The 23,127-nt window shown below is 64.3% G+C and carries 21 protein-coding genes; 13 read left to right on the top strand and 8 right to left on the bottom strand.

All coding sequences use genetic code 11. The features are described from left to right. The first annotated feature begins 66 nt into the window (after window positions 1-66). The 4 genes from QM590_RS06490 (at window position 67) to QM590_RS06505 (ending at window position 4,581) form a co-directional block, all read left to right on the top strand. Window positions 67-726, top strand: coding sequence for a response regulator transcription factor (locus QM590_RS06490; RefSeq protein ID WP_269594445.1), 660 nt, complete (start codon window positions 67-69; stop codon window positions 724-726). 1 nt (window position 727) lies between these two features. Then, window positions 728-2,128, top strand: coding sequence for a sensor histidine kinase (locus tag QM590_RS06495; RefSeq protein ID WP_269594248.1), 1,401 nt, complete (start codon window positions 728-730; stop codon window positions 2,126-2,128). A gap of 124 nt (window positions 2,129-2,252) precedes the next feature. Next, window positions 2,253-3,617 (top strand): MFS transporter, encoded by a 1,365-nt coding sequence (locus tag QM590_RS06500; protein ID WP_269594249.1) that lies wholly within the window; start codon window positions 2,253-2,255, stop codon window positions 3,615-3,617. 25 nt (window positions 3,618-3,642) lie between these two features. Further along, window positions 3,643-4,581 (top strand): TAXI family TRAP transporter solute-binding subunit, encoded by a 939-nt coding sequence (locus QM590_RS06505; protein WP_269594250.1) that lies wholly within the window; start codon window positions 3,643-3,645, stop codon window positions 4,579-4,581. Between the two features lie 22 nt (window positions 4,582-4,603). Here QM590_RS06505 and araA read toward each other — a convergent pair whose 3' ends face one another. Genes araA through araB form a run of 3 tightly spaced genes read right to left on the bottom strand, consistent with a single transcriptional unit; the run spans window position 4,604 to window position 8,473 of the window. Further along, window positions 4,604-6,088, bottom strand: a complete 1,485-nt coding sequence (gene araA / locus QM590_RS06510; protein ID WP_269594251.1) for an L-arabinose isomerase — start codon at window positions 6,086-6,088, stop codon at window positions 4,604-4,606. Window positions 6,089-6,125: 37 nt separating this feature from the next. Then, window positions 6,126-6,803 (bottom strand): L-ribulose-5-phosphate 4-epimerase, encoded by a 678-nt coding sequence (locus QM590_RS06515; RefSeq protein ID WP_269594252.1) that lies wholly within the window; start codon window positions 6,801-6,803, stop codon window positions 6,126-6,128. After that, window positions 6,800-8,473, bottom strand: a complete 1,674-nt coding sequence (araB, locus tag QM590_RS06520) for a ribulokinase (RefSeq protein ID WP_269594253.1) — start codon at window positions 8,471-8,473, stop codon at window positions 6,800-6,802. The genes QM590_RS06515 and araB overlap by 4 nt, the downstream gene beginning before the upstream one ends. 255 nt (window positions 8,474-8,728) lie before the next feature. Between araB and fdhA the strand changes: the two genes are divergently transcribed. Beyond that, the gene (gene fdhA, locus QM590_RS06525) at window positions 8,729-9,946 is read left to right on the top strand and encodes a formaldehyde dehydrogenase, glutathione-independent (RefSeq protein WP_269594254.1); all 1,218 of its coding nucleotides are present in this window, start codon (window positions 8,729-8,731) and stop codon (window positions 9,944-9,946) included. A 27-nt stretch (window positions 9,947-9,973) separates the two neighbouring features. Further along, entirely contained in the window at window positions 9,974-10,177 is a 204-nt protein-coding gene (locus tag QM590_RS06530; RefSeq protein WP_068046830.1) for a zinc-ribbon domain-containing protein, read from the top strand. Window positions 10,178-10,237: 60 nt separating this feature from the next. Here QM590_RS06530 and QM590_RS06535 read toward each other — a convergent pair whose 3' ends face one another. After that, window positions 10,238-11,395: a beta-ketoacyl synthase N-terminal-like domain-containing protein gene (locus QM590_RS06535; RefSeq protein ID WP_269594255.1), complete on the bottom strand. Its 1,158-nt coding sequence runs from the start codon at window positions 11,393-11,395 to the stop codon at window positions 10,238-10,240. A 191-nt stretch (window positions 11,396-11,586) separates the two neighbouring features. On the opposite strand from QM590_RS06535, the gene QM590_RS06540 reads away from it, so the two are divergent. Together QM590_RS06540 and QM590_RS06545 are read left to right on the top strand one after the other, a co-directional pair. Continuing rightward, window positions 11,587-13,194: a sensor domain-containing protein gene (locus QM590_RS06540; RefSeq protein ID WP_269594256.1), complete on the top strand. Its 1,608-nt coding sequence runs from the start codon at window positions 11,587-11,589 to the stop codon at window positions 13,192-13,194. A gap of 113 nt (window positions 13,195-13,307) precedes the next feature. Continuing rightward, on the top strand, window positions 13,308-14,240 hold the full coding sequence (locus tag QM590_RS06545) for a glycoside hydrolase family protein (protein ID WP_269594446.1): 933 nt from the start codon (window positions 13,308-13,310) through the stop codon (window positions 14,238-14,240). A 14-nt stretch (window positions 14,241-14,254) separates the two neighbouring features. Here QM590_RS06545 and QM590_RS06550 read toward each other — a convergent pair whose 3' ends face one another. From QM590_RS06550 to QM590_RS06560, 3 genes are all read right to left on the bottom strand, one after another. Then, complete coding sequence (locus QM590_RS06550) at window positions 14,255-15,280, bottom strand: phosphotransferase family protein (RefSeq protein ID WP_269594257.1); 1,026 nt, start codon at window positions 15,278-15,280, stop codon at window positions 14,255-14,257. Continuing rightward, entirely contained in the window at window positions 15,277-16,488 is a 1,212-nt protein-coding gene (locus tag QM590_RS06555) for an acyl-CoA dehydrogenase family protein (protein ID WP_094671447.1), read from the bottom strand. Before QM590_RS06555 ends, QM590_RS06550 begins: the two co-directional genes overlap by 4 nt. 91 nt (window positions 16,489-16,579) lie before the next feature. Continuing rightward, on the bottom strand, window positions 16,580-17,197 hold the full coding sequence (locus QM590_RS06560) for a TetR/AcrR family transcriptional regulator (protein WP_269594258.1): 618 nt from the start codon (window positions 17,195-17,197) through the stop codon (window positions 16,580-16,582). 153 nt (window positions 17,198-17,350) lie between these two features. Between QM590_RS06560 and QM590_RS06565 the strand changes: the two genes are divergently transcribed. From QM590_RS06565 to QM590_RS06575, 3 genes are read left to right on the top strand one after another with little or no spacing between them, the layout of a single operon-like run. Beyond that, window positions 17,351-18,988, top strand: coding sequence for a class I adenylate-forming enzyme family protein (locus tag QM590_RS06565; RefSeq protein ID WP_269594259.1), 1,638 nt, complete (start codon window positions 17,351-17,353; stop codon window positions 18,986-18,988). Then, complete coding sequence (locus QM590_RS06570) at window positions 18,985-20,277, top strand: MFS transporter (protein WP_269594260.1); 1,293 nt, start codon at window positions 18,985-18,987, stop codon at window positions 20,275-20,277. Before QM590_RS06565 ends, QM590_RS06570 begins: the two co-directional genes overlap by 4 nt. Window positions 20,278-20,331: 54 nt before the next feature. Beyond that, entirely contained in the window at window positions 20,332-21,126 is a 795-nt protein-coding gene (locus tag QM590_RS06575; RefSeq protein WP_269594261.1) for a MerR family transcriptional regulator, read from the top strand. Here QM590_RS06575 and QM590_RS06580 read toward each other — a convergent pair. Further along, complete coding sequence (locus QM590_RS06580) at window positions 21,121-21,687, bottom strand: TetR/AcrR family transcriptional regulator (protein WP_269594262.1); 567 nt, start codon at window positions 21,685-21,687, stop codon at window positions 21,121-21,123. The genes QM590_RS06575 and QM590_RS06580 overlap by 6 nt on opposite strands. A gap of 96 nt (window positions 21,688-21,783) precedes the next feature. Here QM590_RS06580 and QM590_RS06585 point away from each other — a divergent pair, with 96 nt between their 5' ends. Both QM590_RS06585 and QM590_RS06590 read left to right on the top strand, forming a co-directional pair. Beyond that, window positions 21,784-22,161, top strand: a complete 378-nt coding sequence (locus QM590_RS06585) for a hypothetical protein (protein WP_269594263.1) — start codon at window positions 21,784-21,786, stop codon at window positions 22,159-22,161. Window positions 22,162-22,271: 110 nt separating this feature from the next. Then, window positions 22,272-23,096, top strand: a complete 825-nt coding sequence (locus QM590_RS06590; protein ID WP_269594264.1) for a dienelactone hydrolase family protein — start codon at window positions 22,272-22,274, stop codon at window positions 23,094-23,096. Window positions 23,097-23,127 lie beyond the last annotated feature (31 nt).

The raw sequence follows: 23,127 nt of genomic DNA on the forward strand, positions 1-23,127 counted from the left end.
GCTGAGCTCGGCGTGTCGAACCAAGGACCGGATCAACCGTTATTCAGACAGTCCCTCTTGAGTTCGATGCGAATAGCGGTGGTGGAAGACGACGACGGACTCGGCGACGCGTTGGTGGACGCGTTGACCGAGGTGGGGCACACGCCTGTCCGTATGCGCCGCGGCGCCGACGCCCTGCTCGGCTACCACGACATGGACGTCGTGCTGCTCGATCTCGGGCTGCCCGACATGGACGGCCTCGAGGTTCTGCGGAAGCTCCGGACACTGAGTTCGGTTCCGGTGGTGGTGCTGACGGCGCGGGACGACGAGCGCTCGGTGGTACGTGCTCTGCGCGGCGGCGCAGACGACTACGTCGTCAAGCCTGCTCGATTGGGTGAACTACACGCGAGACTCGAGGTGGCCGCACATCGTCGAAGTTCGGCGACGGGACCCGCGGCGGACAGGCTGACACTCGGGGACGTCGTCGTCGATCTCTCCGGGCGTGCCGTGGAAGTCGGTGGACGCGCTGTTGCACTGACTACCAAGGAGTTCGACCTGTTGGCGCATCTCGTGACGCGTCGCGGCGAAGCGGTGAGCCGGGAACAGTTGATGGACGCCATCTGGGGCGACGCCTACGTCGCGATCTCACGAACTCTCGACGTCCATATGACGGCGTTGCGTTCCAAGCTCGATCGCCCGGGCGCAATCGTCACCATCCGCGGCTTCGGCTACCGCTGGGACACCTGACGTGCGACGGCGTGTCCTGTTGGTGTTGATGATCTACTCCACCGTCGTCGTGCTTGCGCTGTCGGTTCCTCTCGCGCTCCTGGTCGGTCGCGAACGGGCCCAACGGTTCGGCGAGAACAGGGCCGCGGCAGCATCGTTCTTTGCCGAACTCAGCTCACGAGAAGACGAATCCGGCGTGGCCCGTATCCGAGAATCGGTGCAGCGCTATAACAATCTGTACGAGGAGGGCGTTGCGGTCGTCGACCGCACCGGAGAGGCACGCGCTGTGTCCGGCCTGGACCTGCAGCGCGACGAGGTCCAGCAGGCGGTGGCAGGAGCGTTGCGCAATCAGCGTGGTGACCTACCGTCGAGTCTGACGCCGTGGTCGGATTCCTCGGTGTTGATTGCCGCACCGGTCGGTGGGGGCACCCAAGTGGACGGCGCAGTGGTGCTCGAGGCGTCCACCGATTCTGCGCGCAGGGACGTCGCGATCACTTGGGTGGTCATCGCCGTCGGTGCCATGCTGATTCTCGCAACGGTCGCGGTGATCGCTGTTGCGTTGTCGCGCTGGGTCGTTCGTCCGCTCACCGCATTGTCCTCGCGAGTCCACTCGTTCGGCGACAAGTTCCACGATCAGGCGTCGATCGAAGGTTCGCAACGACTCGAACCGGTGCCCTATGTCGGGCCACCGGAGGTGCGTGAGCTGTCCAGTGCCTTCGAGGCAATGGCCGACGACGTCGAGGCCGCCACCGCTGCGCAACGCCGATTGGTGGCCGACACCGCCCATGCTCTCCGGAACCCACTGGCAGCGTTGCGAATTCGGATGGATGTTCTGGGAATGCGGGTTCCGGATTCGGCAACCGATGCGCACCTGCGGACCACGCTCGAGGTCGATCGTCTGAGCTCCGTTGTGGAAGACCTGCTCGTTCTCGCAGCTGCCGAAACCCCGACGACCACTCGATCCCCAGGGTGTGACCTCGCTGCGGTCGTCGCCGATCGAGTCGGATTCTGGTCGGCCTCGATAGCCGTGGCCGACATGACCGTGCACGTCTCGGAGCCGGAAGCCGACACGGAGTGTCGCGTTGCCATGTCCGAGGACGACCTGACTCGAATTCTCGACGCTCTGCTGAGCAATGCAACCAAGTACGCCGGCGCCGGTGCCGGCATCGAGGTCGGCTACCGAACCGGAGACGCGGACGTCACGATGTGGTTGTCCGACAACGGACCCGGTGTGCCCGCAGAGGAGCTCGCCAAGGTCGTCGACCGGTTCTATCGAGCGTCGGGTGCGCACGGCGACGGTACCGGTCTCGGTCTGTCGATCGTCCACGCCCTGACCGAGCGAGCCGGTGGATCACTTCGAGTCATGGCGGGTCGACCAGTGGGGCTTCGGATCGAGCTGCGGCTTCCGAGGGGCGTTTCCTAAGGGAGTGTTAGGAAATCCGAAACGGCTTGGTTCCAGGTTGTGCTTGCCGTCACAGTAGGGAGGCTTCGGTTGCCGATCGTTGCCCGGCAGCCCAATTGCCCGCTGAATGTGGAAGGACCAAACCATGGCCAACGAGGCCACCTCGCTCACCGGTTCGACGCTCCCGAGTCCACCCGTCTCCTCGCGCGCTGCCACCCGCCGTGCCGTCTTCAACACGTTGCGGGGGTCGTCCGGAAACCTGGTCGAGTGGTACGACGTGTACGTCTACACCGTCTTCGCGACGTATTTCGAGAATCAGTTCTTCGACTCCGCCGACAAGAATTCCACCATCTACGTGTACGGGATCTTTGCGGTCACGTTCTTGATGCGCCCGGTCGGGTCGTGGTTCTTCGGCCGCTACGCGGACCGCAACGGGCGCAGGGCTGCGCTGACGTTCAGTGTCTCGATGATGGCCGCGTGCTCGCTGGTCATCGCGCTCACTCCGGGACGGGAGAGCATCGGCGTCTGGGCCGCCGTGATCCTGATCCTGTGCCGTCTCGTTCAGGGCTTCGCCACCGGCGGTGAGTACGGTGCGTCGGCGACGTACATGCCCGAGGCCGCCACCCGTGAGCGTCGGGGATTCTTCTCGTCGTTCCAGTACGTCACCCTCGTCGGTGGGTATGTACTCGCACAGGTGACTCTGCTGCTGATGCAGGTGTTCCTCGAGCGCGAGCAGATCGAGGACTTCGGTTGGCGCATAGCCTTCTTCATCGGCGGAGTCGCGGCAGTGGTGGTCTTCTGGCTCCGCCGCAGCATGGACGAATCCTTGACCGAGGATCAACTCGATGCAGTGCGCAGCGGTGCGGACAAAGCCTCCGGCTCCTTGAAGGAATTGGTCGCCAACCACTGGCGGGCGTTGCTGATCTGCTTCATGGTGACGGCCGGTGGCACCATCGCGTTCTACACCTACAGCGTCAATGCACCCTCGATGGTCAAGACCGCATACGAGGACCGGGGGATGACCGGTACCTGGATCAACCTCGCCGGTCTGGTCTTCCTCATGCTGCTGCAGCCCATCGGCGGAATGATCAGCGACAAGGTGGGTCGCAAGCCGCTGCTCGTCTTCTTCGGCATCGGAGGCGTGCTGTACACCTACGTACTCATCACGTACCTTCCGACGGCGACGTCGGTGGTGCAGTCACTTGCCCTGGTGTGCGTCGGCTACGTCATCCTCACCGGATACACCTCGATCAATGCGATCGTCAAAGCGGAGCTGTTCCCCTCGCACGTCCGCGCACTCGGCGTCGGCTTGGGGTACGCACTCGCGAACTCGGCCTTCGGTGGCACGGCACCACTGATCTATCAAGCCGCGAAGAACGGTGGGCACGTGGGTTGGTTCATTCTGTACGTGACGGTCGTGATCGCCATCTCGCTGCTGGTGTACATCTTCGTACTGCGCAACAAGTCCGAGACCGTGCTCGACCGAGAGCAGGGTCGAGCGTTCCAGTGACCGGCTACGCCTTACAGTGACTGGCATGGCCGAGCCTGCAGCGTCGTTCTCACGTAGAACGGCGCTGCAGGCCGGTCTGTTGGCCCTGAGCACTGCCGTCGTGGGTGGCTGCGCCTCGGACCCGCCGATGCAGCTGCGCCTCGCGGCAGGCGAGGTCGGCGGCTTCTTCTGGGAGTTCGCCGGATTGCTGTCCGACGCTGCCGCGAACACCGATGTCGCCGAGGTCGTTCCACTCACGACGGCCGGCTCCGTCGACAACCTCGAGGCGTTGGGTTCACGGCAGGCCGAGCTGGCCCTGACGCTCATGGACGCCGCCTACAGCCATCCGAGCGGAGAGCTGGCGGCGGTCGGGTGCGTCTACGAGAACTACTTCCAAGTGGCTGTACGAGCGGACTCGGATATCGAGTCCATGGACGGTCTGCGAGGGAGAAAGGTGAGCATCGGTGCCCCGGGATCCGGTGCCACCGAAGTGTCGCAGCGAGTCCTCCGTGCAGCGGGTGTGGCGGAAGGCGGTGCTGTCGATCAGGTTCAGCTGTCGATGAGCTCCGCGGCAGATGCGTTGACGGCCAACGAAGTCGACGCCGTGATGTGGGCGGGCGGGTTGCCGACTCCGGCATTTGCCCAGCCGCGAGCCGCGATTCGTCTGCTCGATCTGGGTGCCGTCGTCGCCGATCTCAGACGCGAATTCGGTACCGCGTACGAGGCGGTGCTGGTACCGCCGAACGTGTACGGCGAGCATCCGGAGGTCACCACCGTCGGTATTCCAAATCTTCTGCTGGCACATCCGGACGTGCCGGACCGCGTGGTCGCTGCACTGGTGAGTGTGCTTCTCGATCAGTCGTCCGCGCTGGTACCCGGTCAGGCGATCGGCAGCCAATTTCTCGACGCGCGGTCATTGGTCATGACCGGAAGCATCCCCCTCCACCCCGGAGCCGAACAGGAATACCGAAGACGTCACGGGTGAGCCGGCGGCCGGAGCAACGACCTCACAACTTCGCCGCGAGTCGGTGGTATGCCGCGTTCCATCGCAGTGTCTGTTGGAATCCTCGTGTGGTGGTTTCGGAGTCGATGGTGAGCAGCTCGACGCCGATCATGTCCGAGAATGCCTCCAGCACGGGCAGGCCGATCGCGGTACTGAGAACCGTGTGGTGGGGTGCCCCTGCGGTCAGCCACGACTCGGCCGATACCGACAGTGAGGGCTGCGGTTCCCACACAGCGCAGGCCACCGGCAGATTCGGTAGCGCCTCGTCGGGCTCGACGACGTCGATCACGTTGGCCGTCAATCGGAATCGTTCACCGACATCCGAGAGTCCGACGACGACGCCGTGGCCGGGATCGGCGGTGAAGCGCAGGCGCACCGGGTCTTCGCGGCCGCCGATGGAGAGCGGATGGATCTCGAGCGTGGGCCGCGAGGTCGTGATCGACGGGCACACTTCGAGCATGTGTGCGCCGAGGATCTTCTCGGCCCCCGGGACGAGGTTGTAGGTGTAGTCCTCCATGAACGACGTTCCACCGTCGAGTCCCTCGGCCATCACCTTCATGGCGCGCAACAACATCGAGGTCTTCCAGTCGCCCTCACCGCCGAACCCGTACCCGTCGGCCATCAGGCGCTGCACCGCGAGTCCTGGCAACTGGCGAAGCCCACCGAGATCCTCGAAGTTCGTGGTGAAGGCCGTGAATCCACCGTCGGTGAGGAACTTCCGCAGCCCGGCCTCGACCCGGGCACCGTAGCGGAGCGATTCGTGGCGGTCACCACCCTTGTCGAGACTCGGTGCGATGTCGTACGACGACCGGTATTCGTCGATCAGGTCGGACACGGCCGAATCGCTCACGCCGTCCACGACCTCGACCAGATCGTTGACGCCGTACGTGTTGACGGAGACTCCGAATCGCAGTTGGGCTTCGACCTTGTCGCCCTCCGTCACTGCGACGTCGCGCATGTTGTCGCCGAAACGTGCCAGGCACAGTGACTTCAACTCCGCGCGGCCGAGAGCTGCTCGCACCCACTGCTCCGCACGCTCGATCACCGCGGGGTTGTCGACGTGGCCTGCCACGATCGTGCGCAGAACACCCACCCGAGATTCGACGTGTCCGAACTCGCGGTCGCCGTGGGCGGCCTGATTGAGATTCATGAACTCCATGTCGATCGTCGACCACGGCAACGACATTCCGGCCTGCGTGTGCAGGTGCAGCAGCGGGACGTCCAACGCGTCGAGGCCGGCAATCCACATCTTGGCGGGGGAGAAGGTGTGCATCCAGGTCACGACGCCCACACATTCGTCGGCGGCGTTCGCCTCGCGCATGCAGCGCAGGATCGACGACGCGTCGAGCAGCACCGGCTTCCAGACCACCGAGATGGGCAGTGCCGCATCGAGTTTGTCTGCGATCTCGCGAGACTGAACTGCTACCTGCTCGAGGGTCTCGGGGCCGTAGAGGCTTTGGCTGCCGGTGAGAAACCAAATTTCGGACATGGGAGTACCTCCGTGGAGAGAAGATCGGGCGCGCCGGTCAGCGCTGGCCGTAGACGTTCTGATAGCGGTCGTAGAGTGCGTCGACCTTCGAGCTCGGAATGGGAAGAGGCTGTCCCAGTTGACAAGCCAGGTGTACCGACCTCGCGACGTCCTCGCACATGACCGCGGCTTTCACCGCAGATCGGGCGGATGGGCCGACCGCGAAGACACCGTGGTTCTGCATGAGGATCGCCGGAGATCGACTGTCGGCGAGGGTATCGACGATGCCGCGTCCGATCGAGTCGTCGCCGATGACGGCGAAGGGGCCGACCGGAATGTCTCCGCCGAACTCGTCCGCGCACATGGTGGTGACCACAGGGATGGGTTCTCCTCGGGCCGCCCACGCCACCGCGTACGGCGAATGTGTGTGCACCACACCGCCGATGTGGTCGAGATGCCGGTAGACATAGGCCTGCGCCTCGGTGTCCGAGGAGGGTGCATGGTCACCCTCGACCACCCTGCCGTACAGATCGCACACCACCATGTTGCCGGGCGTGAGGTCGTCGTAGGAGACTCCGCTGGGCTTGATGACCATGAGGTCCCGGCCGGGGACCCTCGCCGAGACGTTGCCTGCCGTCCAGACCACCAGTCCGTAGCGCACCAACTCGGCGTGCAACGTACACACGTCACGACGCACTTCCTCGATGACCTCGCGCACATCGTCGACGACCGTCATGACGCGTCCCCCTTTCGAGTCAGTGCGTCACGTCGAAGCGCCCGCAGTCGGCGCATGGTCGGCACGTCTCGGCCGAATCGATCGTGTAACTCCAGATAGATCTCGAACAGGGAATCGTAGGCCGCCGAGCGCGATTCGTCGGGCACGAATGCGCCGCGACGTACCTTGCCCATCGATTTCGCCGCGACGGGTACATCGGGATAGCACCCGGCTGCCACCGCGGCATGGATGGCCGATCCCAGTGCCGGTCCCTGTGCAGAAGCTATGACCGACAACGGCATTCGCAGCACGTCGGCGTATATCTGCATCAGGAGCGGGTTGCGTGCCAACCCTCCTGCCACCACGAACTCCTCGACCGGAACGCCGCTGTCGCGGAACGTCTCCACGATGACGCGAGTTCCGAACGCCGTTGCCTCGAGCAGCGCGCGGTAGGTGTCCTCGGGCCGCGTCGCCAGCGTGGTTCCGATGACCAACCCGGAGAGCTCGTGATCGACCAGGACCGATCGGTTTCCGCTGTGCCAGTCGAGCGCGACGAGCCCGTGCTCACCCACGTCCTGCGTCTGCGCGAGGCGAGTCAGGTGCTCGTGTACCGACTCACCTGCCGCTTCCGCCGCCTCGCTGTACGACGCGGGAACCGAGGTCCGGGTGAACCATCCGAAGATGTCGCCGACGCCGCTCTGTCCGGCTTCGTAGCCGAATGATCCCGCGACGATTCCACCGTCCACCACCCCGCACATGCCGGGAACTTCCTTCAGGACGGTCGAGCTCATCACGTGGCAGGTCGAGGTCCCCATGATGGCCACCATCCGGCCCGGTTCCACCGCTCCGGCCGCGGGGGCCGTCACGTGCGCGTCGACGTTGCCGACCGCGACGGCGATGCCCTCGGGCAGCCCGGTCCAGTGCGCGGCCTCGGCGGTCAACGTATTTGCGCGAGAGCCCAACTCGCCCAACGGCTGATCGAGTTTGTCGGCGATGAAGGAACCGAAGCCCGGTGCCAGCTCGCTTAGAAAGTCCGCGGACGGGTAGTGCCCGTCCTGATAGATGCCCTTGTATCCGGCAGTGCACGCATTGCGCACGTAGTGTCCGCAGAGCTGCCAGACGATCCAATCGGCCGCTTCGACCCATCGGTCCATCGCGTCGTAGATCTCGGCGTCTTCTTCGTGGATCTGCAGCGCCTTGGCGAACTCCCATTCCGAGGAGATCAGTCCGCCGTAGCGAGGGAGCCAACTTTCGCCGCGCTGTTCTGCCAGGTCGTTGATGCGGTCCGCCTGTCCCTGTGCTGCATGGTGTTTCCACAATTTCACGTACGAGTGCGGTCGATCGGCGAAGCGCGGATCCTCACACAGCGGGGTGCCGTCGGCGTAGGTGGGCACCATGGTGCACGCGGTGAAGTCGGTACCGATGCCGACGACCTGGTCGGGTTCGATGCCCGCGGCCGCCAGAGCGGCAGGCACCGCGCGGCGCAGGACGTCGCGATAGTCGTCGGGCACCTGTAGTGCCCACGCGTCGGGCAACCGGACCGTGCCTCCGGGCAGCGTCTCCTCGAGCACCGCGTGTCGGTAATCGTGGACTGCCGAGGCAATTTCGGCACCGTCGGACACGCGAACGACGACGGCGCGTCCGGACAGGGTGCCGAAATCGACACCTACCGTGTACTGGTCAACCGGCATGCAGAACTCCTTCGCGGTGCCACTCGCTGTGACGTGTGCAACATAGTGTGAGCGCTAACATCGGTCGAGTCAAGTGTGTGGAATGCATCGGTACATCGAGTGCGAGGCGAGAGCGTTCACTCGCGCCGATTCGAGTTTCTCGTCAACGCACCTATTCGCAACTGTGCATACTGGTGTGAGGCAGGCCACAGATGCGATCGAATCGATGATCTCGGCTCGATGAGCACACAACTCACTCGACGAAGAGGAGAACTCATGGCAGACAACCGCGCAGTGACGTACGCAGGACCGGGCAAGGTGGAGGTCCAGGACATCGCCTACCCCGGGCTGGAGTTGACCGACGGCCCCGGAGTGAACCCGGCGAACATCGGCCGCAAGTGCGAGCACGGAGTGATCCTCAAGGTTGTCTCGACCAACATCTGCGGTAGTGATCAGCACATGGTTCGCGGGCGAACCACTGCACCCGAGGGGCTCGTGCTCGGTCACGAGATCACCGGTGAGATCGTCGAGGTCGGTAGAGACGTCGAGTTTCTGAAGGTCGGTGACATCTGCTCCGTACCGTTCAACATCGCCTGCGGCCGGTGTCGTAACTGCAAGGAGCGCAAGACCGGAATCTGTCTCAACGTCAACCCCGATCGACCGGGCTCGGCATTCGGCTACGTGGACATGGGCGGTTGGGTCGGCGGCCAAGCCGAATACGTCATGGCACCGTACGCAGATTTCAATCTGCTCAAGTTTCCCGATCGTGACCAGGCTCTGGAGAAGATTCTGGACCTGACCATGCTGTCGGACATCTTTCCCACCGGGTTCCACGGTGCGGTGACCGCAGGGGTGAAACCCGGTGCGACGGTGTACATCGCGGGTGCGGGCCCGGTGGGCCTCGCCGCTGCTGTCGGCGCACAACTACTGGGAGCGTCGGTGGTGATCGTCGGTGACATGAACGCGGACAGGCTCGCCCAAGCGCGAACGTTCGGTTGCGAGACCGTCGACGTGGGCAAGGGAGCTCCCCAGGATCAGATCGACCAGATCCTCGGAGTCCCCGAGGTCGACGCGGCCGTCGATGCGGTGGGATTCGAAGCCCGTGGACACGGCGGAGATTCGTCTCGTGAAGCGCCTGCGACGGTTCTCAACTCGTTGATGGACATCACCACGGCCGGCGGCGGAATCGGCATCCCCGGGCTGTACGTCACCGGAGACCCCGGTGGCGTGGACGAGGCGGCCCAGCGCGGCGCGCTGTCGTTGAGTCTCGGCACCGGTTGGGCGAAGTCGCTGTCGTTCGCCACCGGTCAGTGCCCGGTGATGAGCTACCACCGTGAGTTGATGAATGCGATTCTCACGGAACGAGTCTCGATCGCCAAGGCAGTGAACGCCACCGTCATCTCGCTCGACGACGCACCACGCGGCTACCGCGAATTCGACAGCGGAGTCGCACAGAAGTTCGTCATCGATCCCCACGGCATGATCGCGAGTTGACGCCGTCCGGCCCCCTAGGCTGGTGTCATGTTTCTTCTCTTCGGTTTCGGCAGCAAGCGCAAACACATCGGCCCAGGGGCAACTCGAAACTGTCCGCGGTGCCACAACACCACCCAGTGGGCGCGGATGAAGCAGTATCAGCAATTCACGCTGTTCTTCGTTCCGGTCGCACGCTGGAAGCGCGTCGAATTCGAGGAATGCGGAATCTGCGGTAACGCAGCTCAGGTCTGAAGTCTGCACGCCGAGCCGGCAGCCCGCGACCACGCGGGCTGCCGGACCGACGAGTGCAGCTCACGCCGGAGCCAACACCACCACCGAGTTGTGTCCGCCCATTCCCAATGACGTTTTCACGGTCAATCCTGCTTCGGCGGTGGTGAATCCGTCGAGCAGCAGGGGATGAGCATCAGAGACCTGCGGGGCCGCCGGAACGAGTCCGCGCTCGAATCCCATGACTGCCGATACGGTTTCGATTGCCGAGGCCGCCCCCTGGCAATGTCCCGTCAGTGGCTTCACCGAGTACACCTGTGCGTGTGATCGAAGCACCGTCTCCAACATCGTAGTTTCGGCCGCATCGCACTGTGCGGTGCCGGGGCCATGAGCGTTGAGATACCGCACCTGCCGGGCAGTGACGTCGGCGTCGACCAACGCCTGCTCGAAGCAGGCTCGCACCTGGGTGAGCGCAGGGTCGATCGACGTTGCATGAAACGCGTCGTGTGTCATCGAACCGCCCAGTACCCGCGCATACGAGGCCGAGCTCCGCGTCGACAGAACGAATGCCGTTGCGGCCTCGCCCATTCCGAATCCGCGGCTGCCCTCCTGGAAGGGTCGGCAGCCGTCCTGGGGCTCCACGTCCACGATGCCGACGCCCAGTTTCACGAAGTGGTCGATGTTCTCCGGAGTCAGAGACAGATCGGTGGCCACGAACACCACGTCGTCGACGAAACCTGTATCGAGCCACATCTTGGCGGTGAGCAGCCCTGCATTGCCCGACGCGCACATCGCCGAGACGTTCATGGCCGGCCCGTGAAAGCCGTATTCCTGCATCAGTAGGGACACCGGAGTCGACGGCATCAGCGTGAGATAGTCACGAACCCGGCGTTCGCCGCCGTCGTGCAGATAGAAGTTGCGCCACTCGTCCACTTCGCCCAGGACGACGGCGTGGATCAGACCCACTCGTCGACCGGGTTGCCAGCCCCGCGCCATCGCGTCGTCGATGGCCTCCCGCGCTGCCCCGCGAAGTGCCCGCCCGAATCGGCTGGTGCCATCGCTCTGGTCCCCGCCGTCGGGGACTTTCGCCAGCCACACCGGGTTCTGCCCCGGTCGGGTGTGGTCGTGGTGCAGCGTGGCCGCCGCCTTGCCCGTGGACAGGCCGTCCCAGAGGGCGGCTGCGCCCCAGCCGTAGCCGGACAGTGCGCCGATACCGGTGATGTCGATGCCGAGAGAGCTCACGTCGAAATCCGTTTCTTGTCGAGTTACGCGAACCGGATTCGGCTCGCTCCTCGATTTAGCCCCGCAAACAGGCGTCAGGTCCAGCCGAGAAACCGGACATAAAGCTCAAAACAGACATGGGTCGCCAACGGCACGTTTGTAAGTGGTTCAATCGGGTGTTGACCATCCGTCTACGATCGCGAGGACCGAGCATGGCTCCAGGGGAGCGTGATGGCGTCGGCGACCCCCGATCGAGTCCCGCGTTGCCCGGACTCGCCGATCGCTACCGGGTTCTCGTCGAACATTCGCCGGACGCCATCGGTGTCCATCGACGGGGCATCCTCGTCTACCTCAACCCCGCTGGGATGCGGTTTCTGCGTGCCGAGGCAGCAACGGACGTCATCGGGCATCCGATCACGAAGTTCATCGCCGCCGAATCGGTGGGCCCCATGCTCGCGCGGATCGCCGCGCTCGACACACACGGCACCGCCAGCGCCGCGTCGGAAGCGACGGTGCTGGCCCTCGACGGGACGACACTGGCGATGGAAGCGGTATCGGTGCGCACGGTGTGGAACGGTGAGCCGGCGTTTCAGGTCATTCTTCGCGATCTCACCGAACACAAGGCTGCGCAGAAGGCGCTGCAGAAGCAAGCCGCTCTGGTCGAGCACGTCAGCGATGCCATCATCGGTGTGTCCGCCGACGGTCTGGTGTCGAGTTGGAATCCCGCTGCAGAGTCGGTCTACGGTCGACCGGCAGCGGACGTGCTCGGCGTTGCCGTTTCGGCGGCCGTCGGGGTGCCCTGCGATCCGGCCTCGATTCTCGCTGTCGGCGGCCGACTGACCGATTCCCATCGACATGCCGACGGGACGGCTCTTCCGGTGATCGTGTCGGCTGCTCAGATGCCCGACGGCTACGTGTTGGTCTGCGCCGACCAGAGCGCAGTACGCAGAGTCGAGGATCATTTCACCGCGGTCGTGGAATCGCTGGAGGCCGGTGTCGTCGTTCTCGATCACACCGGCCGTATCGAATCGGCAAACCTGGCTGCGAAGACCATTCTCGACATCCAGGTCGGGTTGGCGACCGCAGGACAGGCATCCGTTCTTCCGTTTCGGGTGTACGGCACCGACGAAGAGCCGATTCACCCGTTCGAGCATCCGGTCGCCGTCACCAGGAAAACCGGTGAGCCCTGCCAGGCGGTGATCGGGGTCGAACGTCGCCGAGACGGTCGGAACTTCTGGTTGTCCTTGACGGCGACGATGCTCACCCCGGTCGATCCGACCCCCTCAGTGGTGGCGACGTTCGTCGACATCACCGACACCTACCGGATGAGCATGAAGCTCGAGCATGCGGCGACGCACGACGACCTGACCGGCCTGCCGAACAGGCCCTTGATTCTGGCTCGCCTGGACGAACAACTGGCGATGCCCGATCGCGAGGACTCCATGGCCGTGCTGTTCATCGACCTCGACAACTTCAAGACCATCAACGATCTACACGGTCATACTGTCGGCGACGCCGTTCTGGGCGTGGTCGCAGACCGACTGACACGCGCTCTCCCCGCCGATGCCTTTGTGGGTCGCATCGGGGGTGACGAGTTCGTGGCGGTCGTTTCGCGGTGCATCGGCACCGAGGCCGACGACGTTCGCGCCGAACTGGCCACTCCCATCACCGCCGCGGGGCGGGTGTTGACGGTGACGGCGAGCATCGGTGTCGTCACCGTCGACCGCGACGACACCCGAAGTGCATTGGACATACTCGACGATGCCGATCACGAGATGTACCAGGCCAAGCCCACGACTCAGTACATTTCGCATTCATGACAACATCGGTAACGATCTGTTGTAGCTGTTACCAAAGTTACGCATGGTGCGAACGGGTCGGACATACTTCCTCGGTGATATCGACCGCACGTAGGTTCCTGTTCGTCGTCCCGATGGTGATTCTGGCTGTCGCCGGACTGCTGTTCTCCGCCGCAGGTACAGGTGCCGCTGCACCCTCCGCGTGGCGCTACACGATGGTGGCGTTCAGCAACGACAGCGATCGAGACATGGATGTCTACCAGTCCAGCGACGGCACCGATTTCACAGCACTGCAGACATCGGCGTACCGACCTCCGTCCGGGGTGGTGCGCGACGCGAGCATCTTCCGGCACACCGACGGTATGTACTACGTGACGTACACGACCGGCGGCGGTGCGAACATCGGCTTCGCGCGCAGCAGTGACCGCGTGAACTGGACGTTCCTGCAGAACTTCCCGATCCCGTTCTGCTGCGCTTTCCTACCGGGCACCGGAGCCGGAACCGGATCTGCCAGCCCTTCCGGATTCAGTGGGTCGGCCGGCTTCTCGGACGGACCGTCGTTGTCTCCGTTCACCACGAAGGCGTGGGCACCCGAGTGGTTCGTCGAGGGTGACCGCGTCAGCATCATCGTCTCGCTGTCGACCGGCGGCGGGTTCGTGCCGTATCTGATGACGGCGATGGATCCAGGGCTGCGGATGTGGAGCTTCCCGGTTCCGTTCGTCGGCATCGGAGCGGACCACATCGACACCACGGTGGTCAAGGTAGGGCCGACCTACCACGCGTTCACCAAGAACGAGACCCACAAGGTGATCGAGCACTGGACGGCACCGTCGTTGATCGGGCCGTACACCGTCGTTCCGACCCGCGATTTCGGACCACTGAAAGAAGGCCCGGCAGTCATCGAGTTGCCCGACGGCACCTGGCGGTTGTACTACGACGATTACACCAACCGAAAGTACTTCTACTCCGACAGCACGGACGGGCTGAACACCTGGTCCGAGCCACAGGAGCTTCCGGGTGTGTCCGGCACCGTCCGCCACGTCGGTGTGATGAGAGAACCTGCCTGACAGCGGGGTTCGCGTCAGTCGGTGGTTCCTGCGAGTGCTCGCAGCCCGGCCGCGATGAACTCCCCGGTGGCCTCGGCGGCCTTGCCTGCACCGGCCCCGGTGTCGGAGCCCGACACCGCACGGTAGGTGATTCCCTCGCCGATCACTCCGAGTTTGAAATTGGCGAGGGCGAGGTAGAAGCTCCAATCATGAAGTTCTCGACCGGATTCCACTGCGTAGTGTTGCGCGAGGTCTGCTGCGGAGGGGTACCGATCGCTCGTCCAGGCAGCGTCCGCGCCGAGGACCGCATCGAAGACCGGTTGGCGGTAGATGCACATCAGCGCCACGTCGGTCAGCGGATCGCCGAGCGTGGACATCTCCCAGTCCACCACCGCGGCAACGGAACCGACGTCATGGGTGTCGAGAATGGTGTTGTCGACGCGATAGTCGCCGTGCACGATGGACGACGCAGATCCCGCCGGTACTGCTGCTTCCAGCGCGCGATGCAATCGTTCGACATCGGGTAGATCACGAGTCTTGACTCGTTCCCACTGCCGAGCCCACGTCGCGACCTGTCGCGAGACGAACCCGTCGGGACGGCCGAAGCTGCCGAGGCCCACGGCGTCGGGATCGACCGCATGCAGCCTGGCGAGCACTCGGACCAACTCGGCGGCGTTCTCGGTGACCTGCGCGTCCGTCAGATCGCGAAGATCCTCGCGGCTACGAACGACTCGGCCGGGTACGAAGTCGACGACGGTCATGGGTGCACCGAGCACCGAACCCTCCCGATCGAACGCAATGGTCCCAGCGACCGGAACGTCGGTGGATGCAAGGGCTTCCGTGACGGCCCACTCGCGGGCCATGTCGTGCGCCGAGGGGGTGAGCCCACTCGTGGGAGGGCGGCGAACAACCCATGTCGAGGAGTCGTCGAATGCCTTGTAGGTGAGATTGGAGCGACCCCCGCTGATCATCTCGACCGACAGTTCACCGTCGACCTCGATGCCGTTCCCTCGCAGGAACTGCTCGAGCGCATCGCGATTCATGCCCGGAAGTTCGCTCACGACTGTGCCTCCCGCGCTGCGCGCTTGGCTGCACCGATCGTCCGCTTGGCGATGGCCCAGCGGTGTACCTCGGACGGGCCGTCGTACACACGGAACGGACGCACCTCGCGTGAGAGCCTCGCCAGCGGAAGATCGTCCGATACGCCGAGCCCCCCGCACATCTGAATGCTGCGGTCGACGATGCGGAAGATCGCCTCGGCGGCGAACGTCTTGGCAATGGAGGTCTCGTTGCTCGCGTGCCCACCCCGATCCAGCTCGAAGCAGGCCTTGATCAGCAGCGCGCGGGTGGCCGCGATGTCGATCTCGTTGTCCGCGACCATCTTCTGCACCATGCCAAGATCGCCGAGCTTGCCGCCGAATCCCTCACGCTGAGCGACCTGAGCCACGGCGATGTCGTGGGCCCGCCTGGAAGCTCCGAGCCACCGCATCACGTGAGTCATGCGGGCGGGTCCCAAACGCACCTGGGCGTAGGCGAATCCCTCGTCGACGGCCCCGAGAACGTTGTCGTCGGGCACGAACACGTTCTCGAAGAACACCTCGCAGTGCCCGCCGATCATGGCTTTGTCCAGGGTGCCGATGTGACGGCCGACCGTGATCCCCGCGGTGTCCGCAGGGGCCAGGAACATCGTCGCGCCGCCTCGATCTCCTGGCTTACCGGAGGTACGGGCCATGATGATGAAGAAACCTGCACCATCGGCACCGGTGATGAACCACTTGTGTCCGTTGATCTTCCAGCCACCGTCGACCCGCTCGGCCGCAGTGGTCAGGGCCGAGGGATCGGACCCGGCACCCGGGGCAGGTTCGGTCATGGCGAATGCCGAGCGCATGTCACCGCGCGCCAGGGGAGCGAGAAACTGCTCCTTCTGCGTCGTCGATGCGATGTGGGCGAGCATGTGCACGTTGCCCTCGTCGGGTGCGCCGAGGTTGAGAGCGATCGGTCCGAACAGTGAGTAACCGGCTTCCTCGAACACCGGAGCGCGGTCACTCATGGACAGACCGTGGCCGCCGTATTCGACGGGGGCATGTGGGGCGAACACGCCGGCATCCTTGGCGGCTGCCTGCATTTCGACGCGAAGTCGGTCGCCGCCGGCATCGGCGACGTTCCCCAGAAATCGGTCCTCGATGGGAAGCACGTGTTCGCGAGTGAACGTGCGCGTCCTCTCGATCAACTTCTCGATGTCGGGGTCGAATGTCAGATCGATGGCCACGATGCGCTCCCATTCCGGTGCCGACCGAACACTCGCTCGGTCACTGGAAGGTTGGCACAATCACTCGGTCGGGTCAAGGATCGCGGGGCAGCTACTCCCGCGCCCCGGTCGTAGCTCCGACCGTGCGACGGGCAATGTCGAGATACACCGCCACCAGCTCGCTCGGAGACAGCGGCCCGTCGGGTCGATACCACGTTGCGACACCGACGCACATCGTCGTGACGGCTCGGCTGGCATCCGCCGGGTGCGGAGTGTCGAAGACGCCGGACTCGACGCCGTCGACGACGATGGCGTCGAGCAGTCGTTGTTCCTCGTCCCGCTTCGCGATGTACGCGGCGCGATTCGCGGATTCGAGGCTGCGGATCTCCGTCGAACACACGAAGGCGGCGTCGCGTCGGTGAATGTGGAACAGCAGCAGGGACTCCACGACCGCGTCGAACCGATCGCTCGGCAACGGACCTGCTTCGTTCTCGGCCGATCGAGTCCGATCCAGCAGTTCGTCCATCGACGCGTCCATGATGCCGACCAGCAGCGCCTGCTTCGATGGAAAGTGGTGGTACAGGCCGGGAACGGACAGGCCGGCACCTGCAGCGATCTGCCGCACCGATGTGCCGTGGTACCCCTGCTCGACGAACGTGTTCAACGCCGACGCCAATGCTGGGGAGAGGTTCGATCCCTCGTACGTGCGCCAGATGTGGGTCGCGGTCATGCGCTTACCGTAGAGGTCGACCGGGGTGTCACCGGCCGCTACGCACCGGGTTGACACCGAAGTTGTGATCCGTAACACTGTGAACACCATCACCGAGCGAGTGTTCGGTCGGTCCTCCTGGGCCGAGATTCCGGTCAACCGAAAGGGCCGTCCATGACCCTCGACAGAGCGATCGGGCCTGCGACCGTCCTCGACGGATGGCGCAGGAGAGTGTCCGACGCCCCGGACCGGCCGGCGCTGGCGTACTTCGACTCCGTGCTCACCGCCCGCGAGGCGGACGAGGCATCCGACGCCCTTGCGGCCGCCATGATCGACCGCGGAGTGACGCGCGGCGACCGTGTCGGCATCTATCTGCAGAACATTCCGCAGTACCCTCTGACCTTTCTCGCGCTGTGGAAGATCGGGGCGGTCGTGTTGATCCTCAACCCGATGTACCGCAATCGCGAACTGCGAACACTGATCGACGACGCAGAACCGATCGCGCTCGTCTGCGACGAACACGATCTCGAAGCCCTCGGTTCGACACTGCGGGGTAGTACGGTTCGGCTATTCGTGAGCACCAGCGGACTGGACCTGCAGGCTCGCAACGACCCGCGCGTCTTCTCCTCGACGTCTCGTATGACGCCCCGACCCGACGACGATCTGATGGGCCTGATCGATCTGTACCGTGGCCGGACCGTTCCCGAATTCGCCCCGCACCCGGACGATCTCGCGCTCCTGGCCTACACGTCCGGAACCACGGGACCGCCGAAGGGTGCGCAGATCTCGCATGCGAACGCATTCGCGACGGCTCTGGATTTCGGGGAACAGGCCGGTCTCGCCGACGGGGACGTCGTGTTCGCCGTCGCGCCGCTGTTTCACATCACCGGCGCGATGCTCGACGCGGCGGTTGCTCTGATACGCGACTGTGTGCTCGTCTTCGCTCACCGTTTCCATGCGGCAGTCACTCTCGACGCCTTCGTCGAGCACCGCGTCACGTACACCATCGGGTCGATCACGGTGTTCAACGCGATCTCCGAGACCGAAGGTGCGACGCGTGCCCACTTCGAGTCGGTGAAGGCCTTGTACTCCGGCGGCGCGCCCATCCCGCCCGCAACGGTCACCGCTTTCGAGTCCGCATTCGGGTGCTACATCCACAACGCGTACGGCATGACCGAAACGACAGCGGGCGTCATCGCGGTGCCGCCCGGCACCCGAGCGCCGGTGGACTCCGCCAGTGGGTCGCTGTCCGTCGGGCTGCCGTTGCCGCGAGTGACGTTGCGTACGTTGGACTCCTCCGGGGAGCCGACGGCCGCGGGAATCGCGGGGGAACTGGAGATCTCGGGTCCGCAGGTGGTCTCGGGCTACTGGCGCAATCCCGATGCGACCGCGTCGACGATGCCCGAAGGTCGTCTTCGTACGGGAGACGTGGCGATCATCGACGACGGCGGATGGGTGTATCTCGTCGACCGACTCAAGGATCAGATCAACGTGTCGGGGTACAAGGTCTGGCCCCGAGAGGTCGAGGACACCCTCTACGAACATCCCGCGGTGTTCGAGGCCGCCGTGGTGGGCAGGCCCGACGACTACCAGGGCGAATCGGTGGTGGCCTACGTATCTCTGCGCAACGGCACCACGGTGACGCCGGATGCGCTGGTGGATTTCGCACGCGACCGACTGGCGGCCTACAAACGCCCGAAGGTCATTCACATCATCGACGAACTTCCCAAGACCCAGACCGGGAAGATTCGGCGTGCAGCACTCAAACCTGTTCCAGTGCAAACTCATTCGACCGAAAGCGACACTCCATGACCGTCGGATCATCACGCGATACCCGCTCGGCACCCGATATCTCCTCGCGGAAGAAATCGCTGTTCGCCAGCACCGTAGGCAACGTTCTCGAATGGTACGAGTGGAGCGCCTACGCGGTGTTCGCACCGTTCATCGCGGCGGCGATGTTCAGCCAGGCAGATCCGGTCTCGGCACTGCTGTCGACGTTGGCAGTGTTCGCCGTCGGATTCCTGATGCGGCCCCTCGGCGGCATCGTGTTCGGCCGGATCGCGGACAAGAAGGGCCGCAAGTTCGTTCTCGTCACCACGATGCTCATGATGGCGACCGGCAGCCTGCTGATCGGCATCATGCCCACCTACGGTGCGATCGGTGCCTGGGCCTCGGTGCTGCTCTTGCTCGCACGCGTCATGCAGGGATTCGCGCACGGCGGTGAGTCGGCGACGGCGTACTCTTACGTCGGCGAGATCGCACCGCCGAACCGTCGGGGCATGTGGGGAAGCGTCGCGTTCGTCGCTATCTTCGGCGGGTCTGCCCTGGCGTACACGGTCGGTGGCGTCATCACCTCGACGCTGTCGGAATCGGCTGTCGGCCAGTGGGGTTGGCGTATCCCGTTCCTGCTGGGAGCGCTCCTGGCGTTGTTCGCGCTCTACCTGCGCAAGAACATGGACGAGAGCGAGGTCTTCGATTCGGAGCAGAACAAGGTGGAACACGCACCGATCGCACGCAAGACCGTCGTCAAGGCGATCGTGCTGATGATCGGGATGACGTCGGGAATCACTGCGGCGCACTACACCTGGACCTCCTACGTCTCGACGTTCGCCATCACACAGCGGGGGATGAACCCGGACACCGCGTACTGGATGCTCGTCGTCGCTCAGTTGATAGCGCTGGTGTCCCTGCCGTTCTTCGGTCGTCTCTCGGATTCGATCGGTCGACGGCCGATGCTGGCCGCCTTCGCCGTGCTGATGTTCGTGCTGCAGATCCCGCTGACGATGATGATCTCGACGCAATGGTGGTCACTGCTGCTCCCGTCGACAGTGGCGCTGCTCGTCATCGCCGTCCCGGCATCCATCCTTTCCTCGACTCTCTCGGAAAGCTTTCCCACCCGACTCCGCACGCAGGCAATCGGATTCGCCTATTCGTTCTCGGTAGCGGTGTTCGGCGGAACTGCGCCGTATCTCAACCAGCTCTTCCTCGGCCTCGACTTGGGCTGGGTGTTCGGTGTGTACATCATGTTCCTGGCCGCTCTGACCGGTGTCGCCTGCTTCTTCATGAAGGAAACCAAGGGAATTCGACTCGAAGACGTGTGATCCGAACCGGCCGAGTTTGCTCCTGACGTGGCGTGAGGTTCTACCGTTGCCTGCATGAACAGCAGCGATTCCAGCACATGGGGCATCGGTGACGTGGCCCGTAGAACCGGCGTCACCGAGCGTACGTTGCGTTACTACGAAGAACTCGGTTTGCTCGCTCCCGACCGAGACGGAGGGGGCAGGCGTCGCTACGACGGGGGTGACCTCGACCGGCTGTACCGGATTCGACTGCTCCGAGAACTGGGCACCCCGCTGGGCGATGTGGATCCGGACGCAGCGGATCTCCTGCACCTGACGCGGCAGCATCTGGCCGACCTGGACCAACGGATGGCCGAGCTCGCTCGTGTGCGAGAGCGCGTTCGGGCCGTGGAGGACCGACTCCTTCACGGTGCTCGCCCGGGCGACGACGCCCTGCTGGACCTGCTCTCGGGTCTGTCGACCGACGAGCCCGCGGTCACTCGCCGCACCACGTTGCTGGTCTATCGCGACATCGCAGCAGCCCATTCCTACCTCGTCGACGTGTTCGGACTGGCTCCCGGACCAATCGAATACGACGGCGACAGAGCGGTGCACGGTGAAGTGCATGCCGGTGACGGTGTGGTGTGGCTTCACCGCGAGGCCCCCGAACACCGGATGGTGTCGCCGCTGACAACCGGATCGGTCACGGCATCGCTTGCGATCCTCGTCGACGACGTCGATGCCCACCACGCTCGCGTGGCGGCAACCGGGGCATCGATCGACTACCCGCCCACCGACATGCCCTACGGCGTTCGTGAATACAGTGTTCGCGACCCCGAAGGACATCTGTGGTCGTTCCAGTCGCCGATCGAAGAACAGACGTCGTCATGAACTCGGTCGTTCCTTCGTGGATCCACCGGTGTGCAGCAGAGACGTCGATGCTGTGGCGGCGAGATCGCTGCCTCCCAACAGACGCATGAGCAGCAGGCCGTCGAGCAGTGCCACTGCAGCTGTGGCCTCCATCCGTCGGTAGTCCGGACTACCGACGACAAAGCTGCTGAGCCACTCGATCCAGCCCTCCACCAAGAGTGAGGCCACCGACCGGTAGGGCTCCAGTCCTGCAGTGGCTTGTCCTATCGCCTCGAAATACAGACCGAACAACGGATCGTATTCAGGTTTTGCCACGACCGGCCACGCCGCCGCGACGAGGGAGCGGTGGTCGTTCATCGGCGTCGGGAACGCCGCGGACAGCACGTGCTGCAATCGGTCTCCCACCACCGACAGAACGGACGTCACGAGGTCGTCCTTCGTGGGGAAGTAGTAGACGACCATGCGATCGCTGATCTGCAGACGCGACGCGAGTCGGCCGAAGGTCAAGCGGCTCAGGCCGCCTTCCAGGGCGGCGTCCAATGCGCCGGACAGCATCTCTTCGCGCGAATGTTTGGTGGCCACACCTTGATTGTAGTGGCCACTACAGGTAGCGTCGGTGTAGTAACCACTACAAAACCTGAGGAGAGTAGTAACCACTACAAAACCTGAGGAGACGTTATGCGTTCACAGTCCACCCCGTTGCTCGCACTCTCGGTTCTGCGATCGACTGCCGGATTGGTGTCGTGGGTGAGTCCTGCGCACTCGTGGCGCGCCTTCGGTCTCGGACCCATGCGCGAACCCGGAAGCGCGGGGGTGGCGACCCGCCTCTTCGGAGTGCGCGATGTGGCACTCGGAATGGCCTTGCATCACCCGTCCTCGGAGGTTCGTAAGGCAGCGGTGGCGGCCGGGGTCGGGATCGATGCCCTCGATGTCGCGGCGAGCCTGCTCGGCCGACGTGCGGGCGCGCCTGCCGCGAGTCTGTTCGGAGTTGCGGCCGGCGCCACGCTTTTCGTCGCGCTTGGTGTGACAATTCTGGCCGACACGGACTCGTGGTGATCGCGTAAGCGACACGTGTTCGATCGACGTCGTGTCGACCCACGATGATCTAGCTTTGATCGCAAGCGTCGGCTCGGCGCGGTGGACCTCTGGCAGAAGGACGCACTCCCATGACCGATGACACGCTGGCCGACTTCGAGCGATCCGAATTCACCGCGGACGGGCGGACAGCGCCCGTCTATCGCATCGGAACCGGACCGGCTGTGATCGTGATGTCGGAGATGCCGGGCATCACTCCCAGGGTGGCGGACTTCGCGAGAACCGTCGCCGGAATCGGTTGTACGGCCGTCGTTCCGCACCTGTTCGGAGTCGACGGCAAGGATCCGCTGGCCGCGCCGCTGGGAGCGCTCGGCACCGTTGCCACCATGTCCCGCGCCATGGTGCCGGCGTGCATCAGTCGCGAATTCACCATCCTCGCCACCGGCAAGTCGTCGCGCATCGTGGTGTGGTTGCGGGCTCTGGCGGCGCAGGAGCACGAGCGCTGCGGCGGACCAGGCGTCGGTGCCATCGGGATGTGCTTCACCGGCGGATTCGCTCTCGCTATGGCGGCAGACGACCGTCTGATCGCACCGGTGCTCTCGCAGCCGTCGCTTCCGTTCGCGGCATCGAAGTCTCGCGCTCGATCCATCGATATCACCCAGGGCGATCTCGACAAGGTGAAAAGTCGTTGTGCAGCAGGAGAGCTCACGGTCCTGGGGATGCGCTTCGAGGGCGACAAGATGTGCCCGCCTGCGCGATTCCAATGGCTGCGAGAGCAGCTCGGCGACGCATTCGTCTCGGTGGAACTACCCGATTCCTCCTTCAACCCGGAAGCCTTCGGACCACCGCATTCCGTTGTCACGGAGGGACTCATCGACGAACCAGGGCAGCCGACACGGCAGGCTTTGGACCAGGTACTCGACCTGTTCCGCAGTAAGTTGCTCGCAACGCCGTGAAGTCCCTCTTCGCGAACACGATGCGAAGCCG

Source organism: Rhodococcus sp. IEGM 1372 (assembly GCF_030056835.1).
In the GTDB taxonomy this organism is placed as follows: Bacteria; Actinomycetota; Actinomycetes; order Mycobacteriales; family Mycobacteriaceae; genus Rhodococcoides.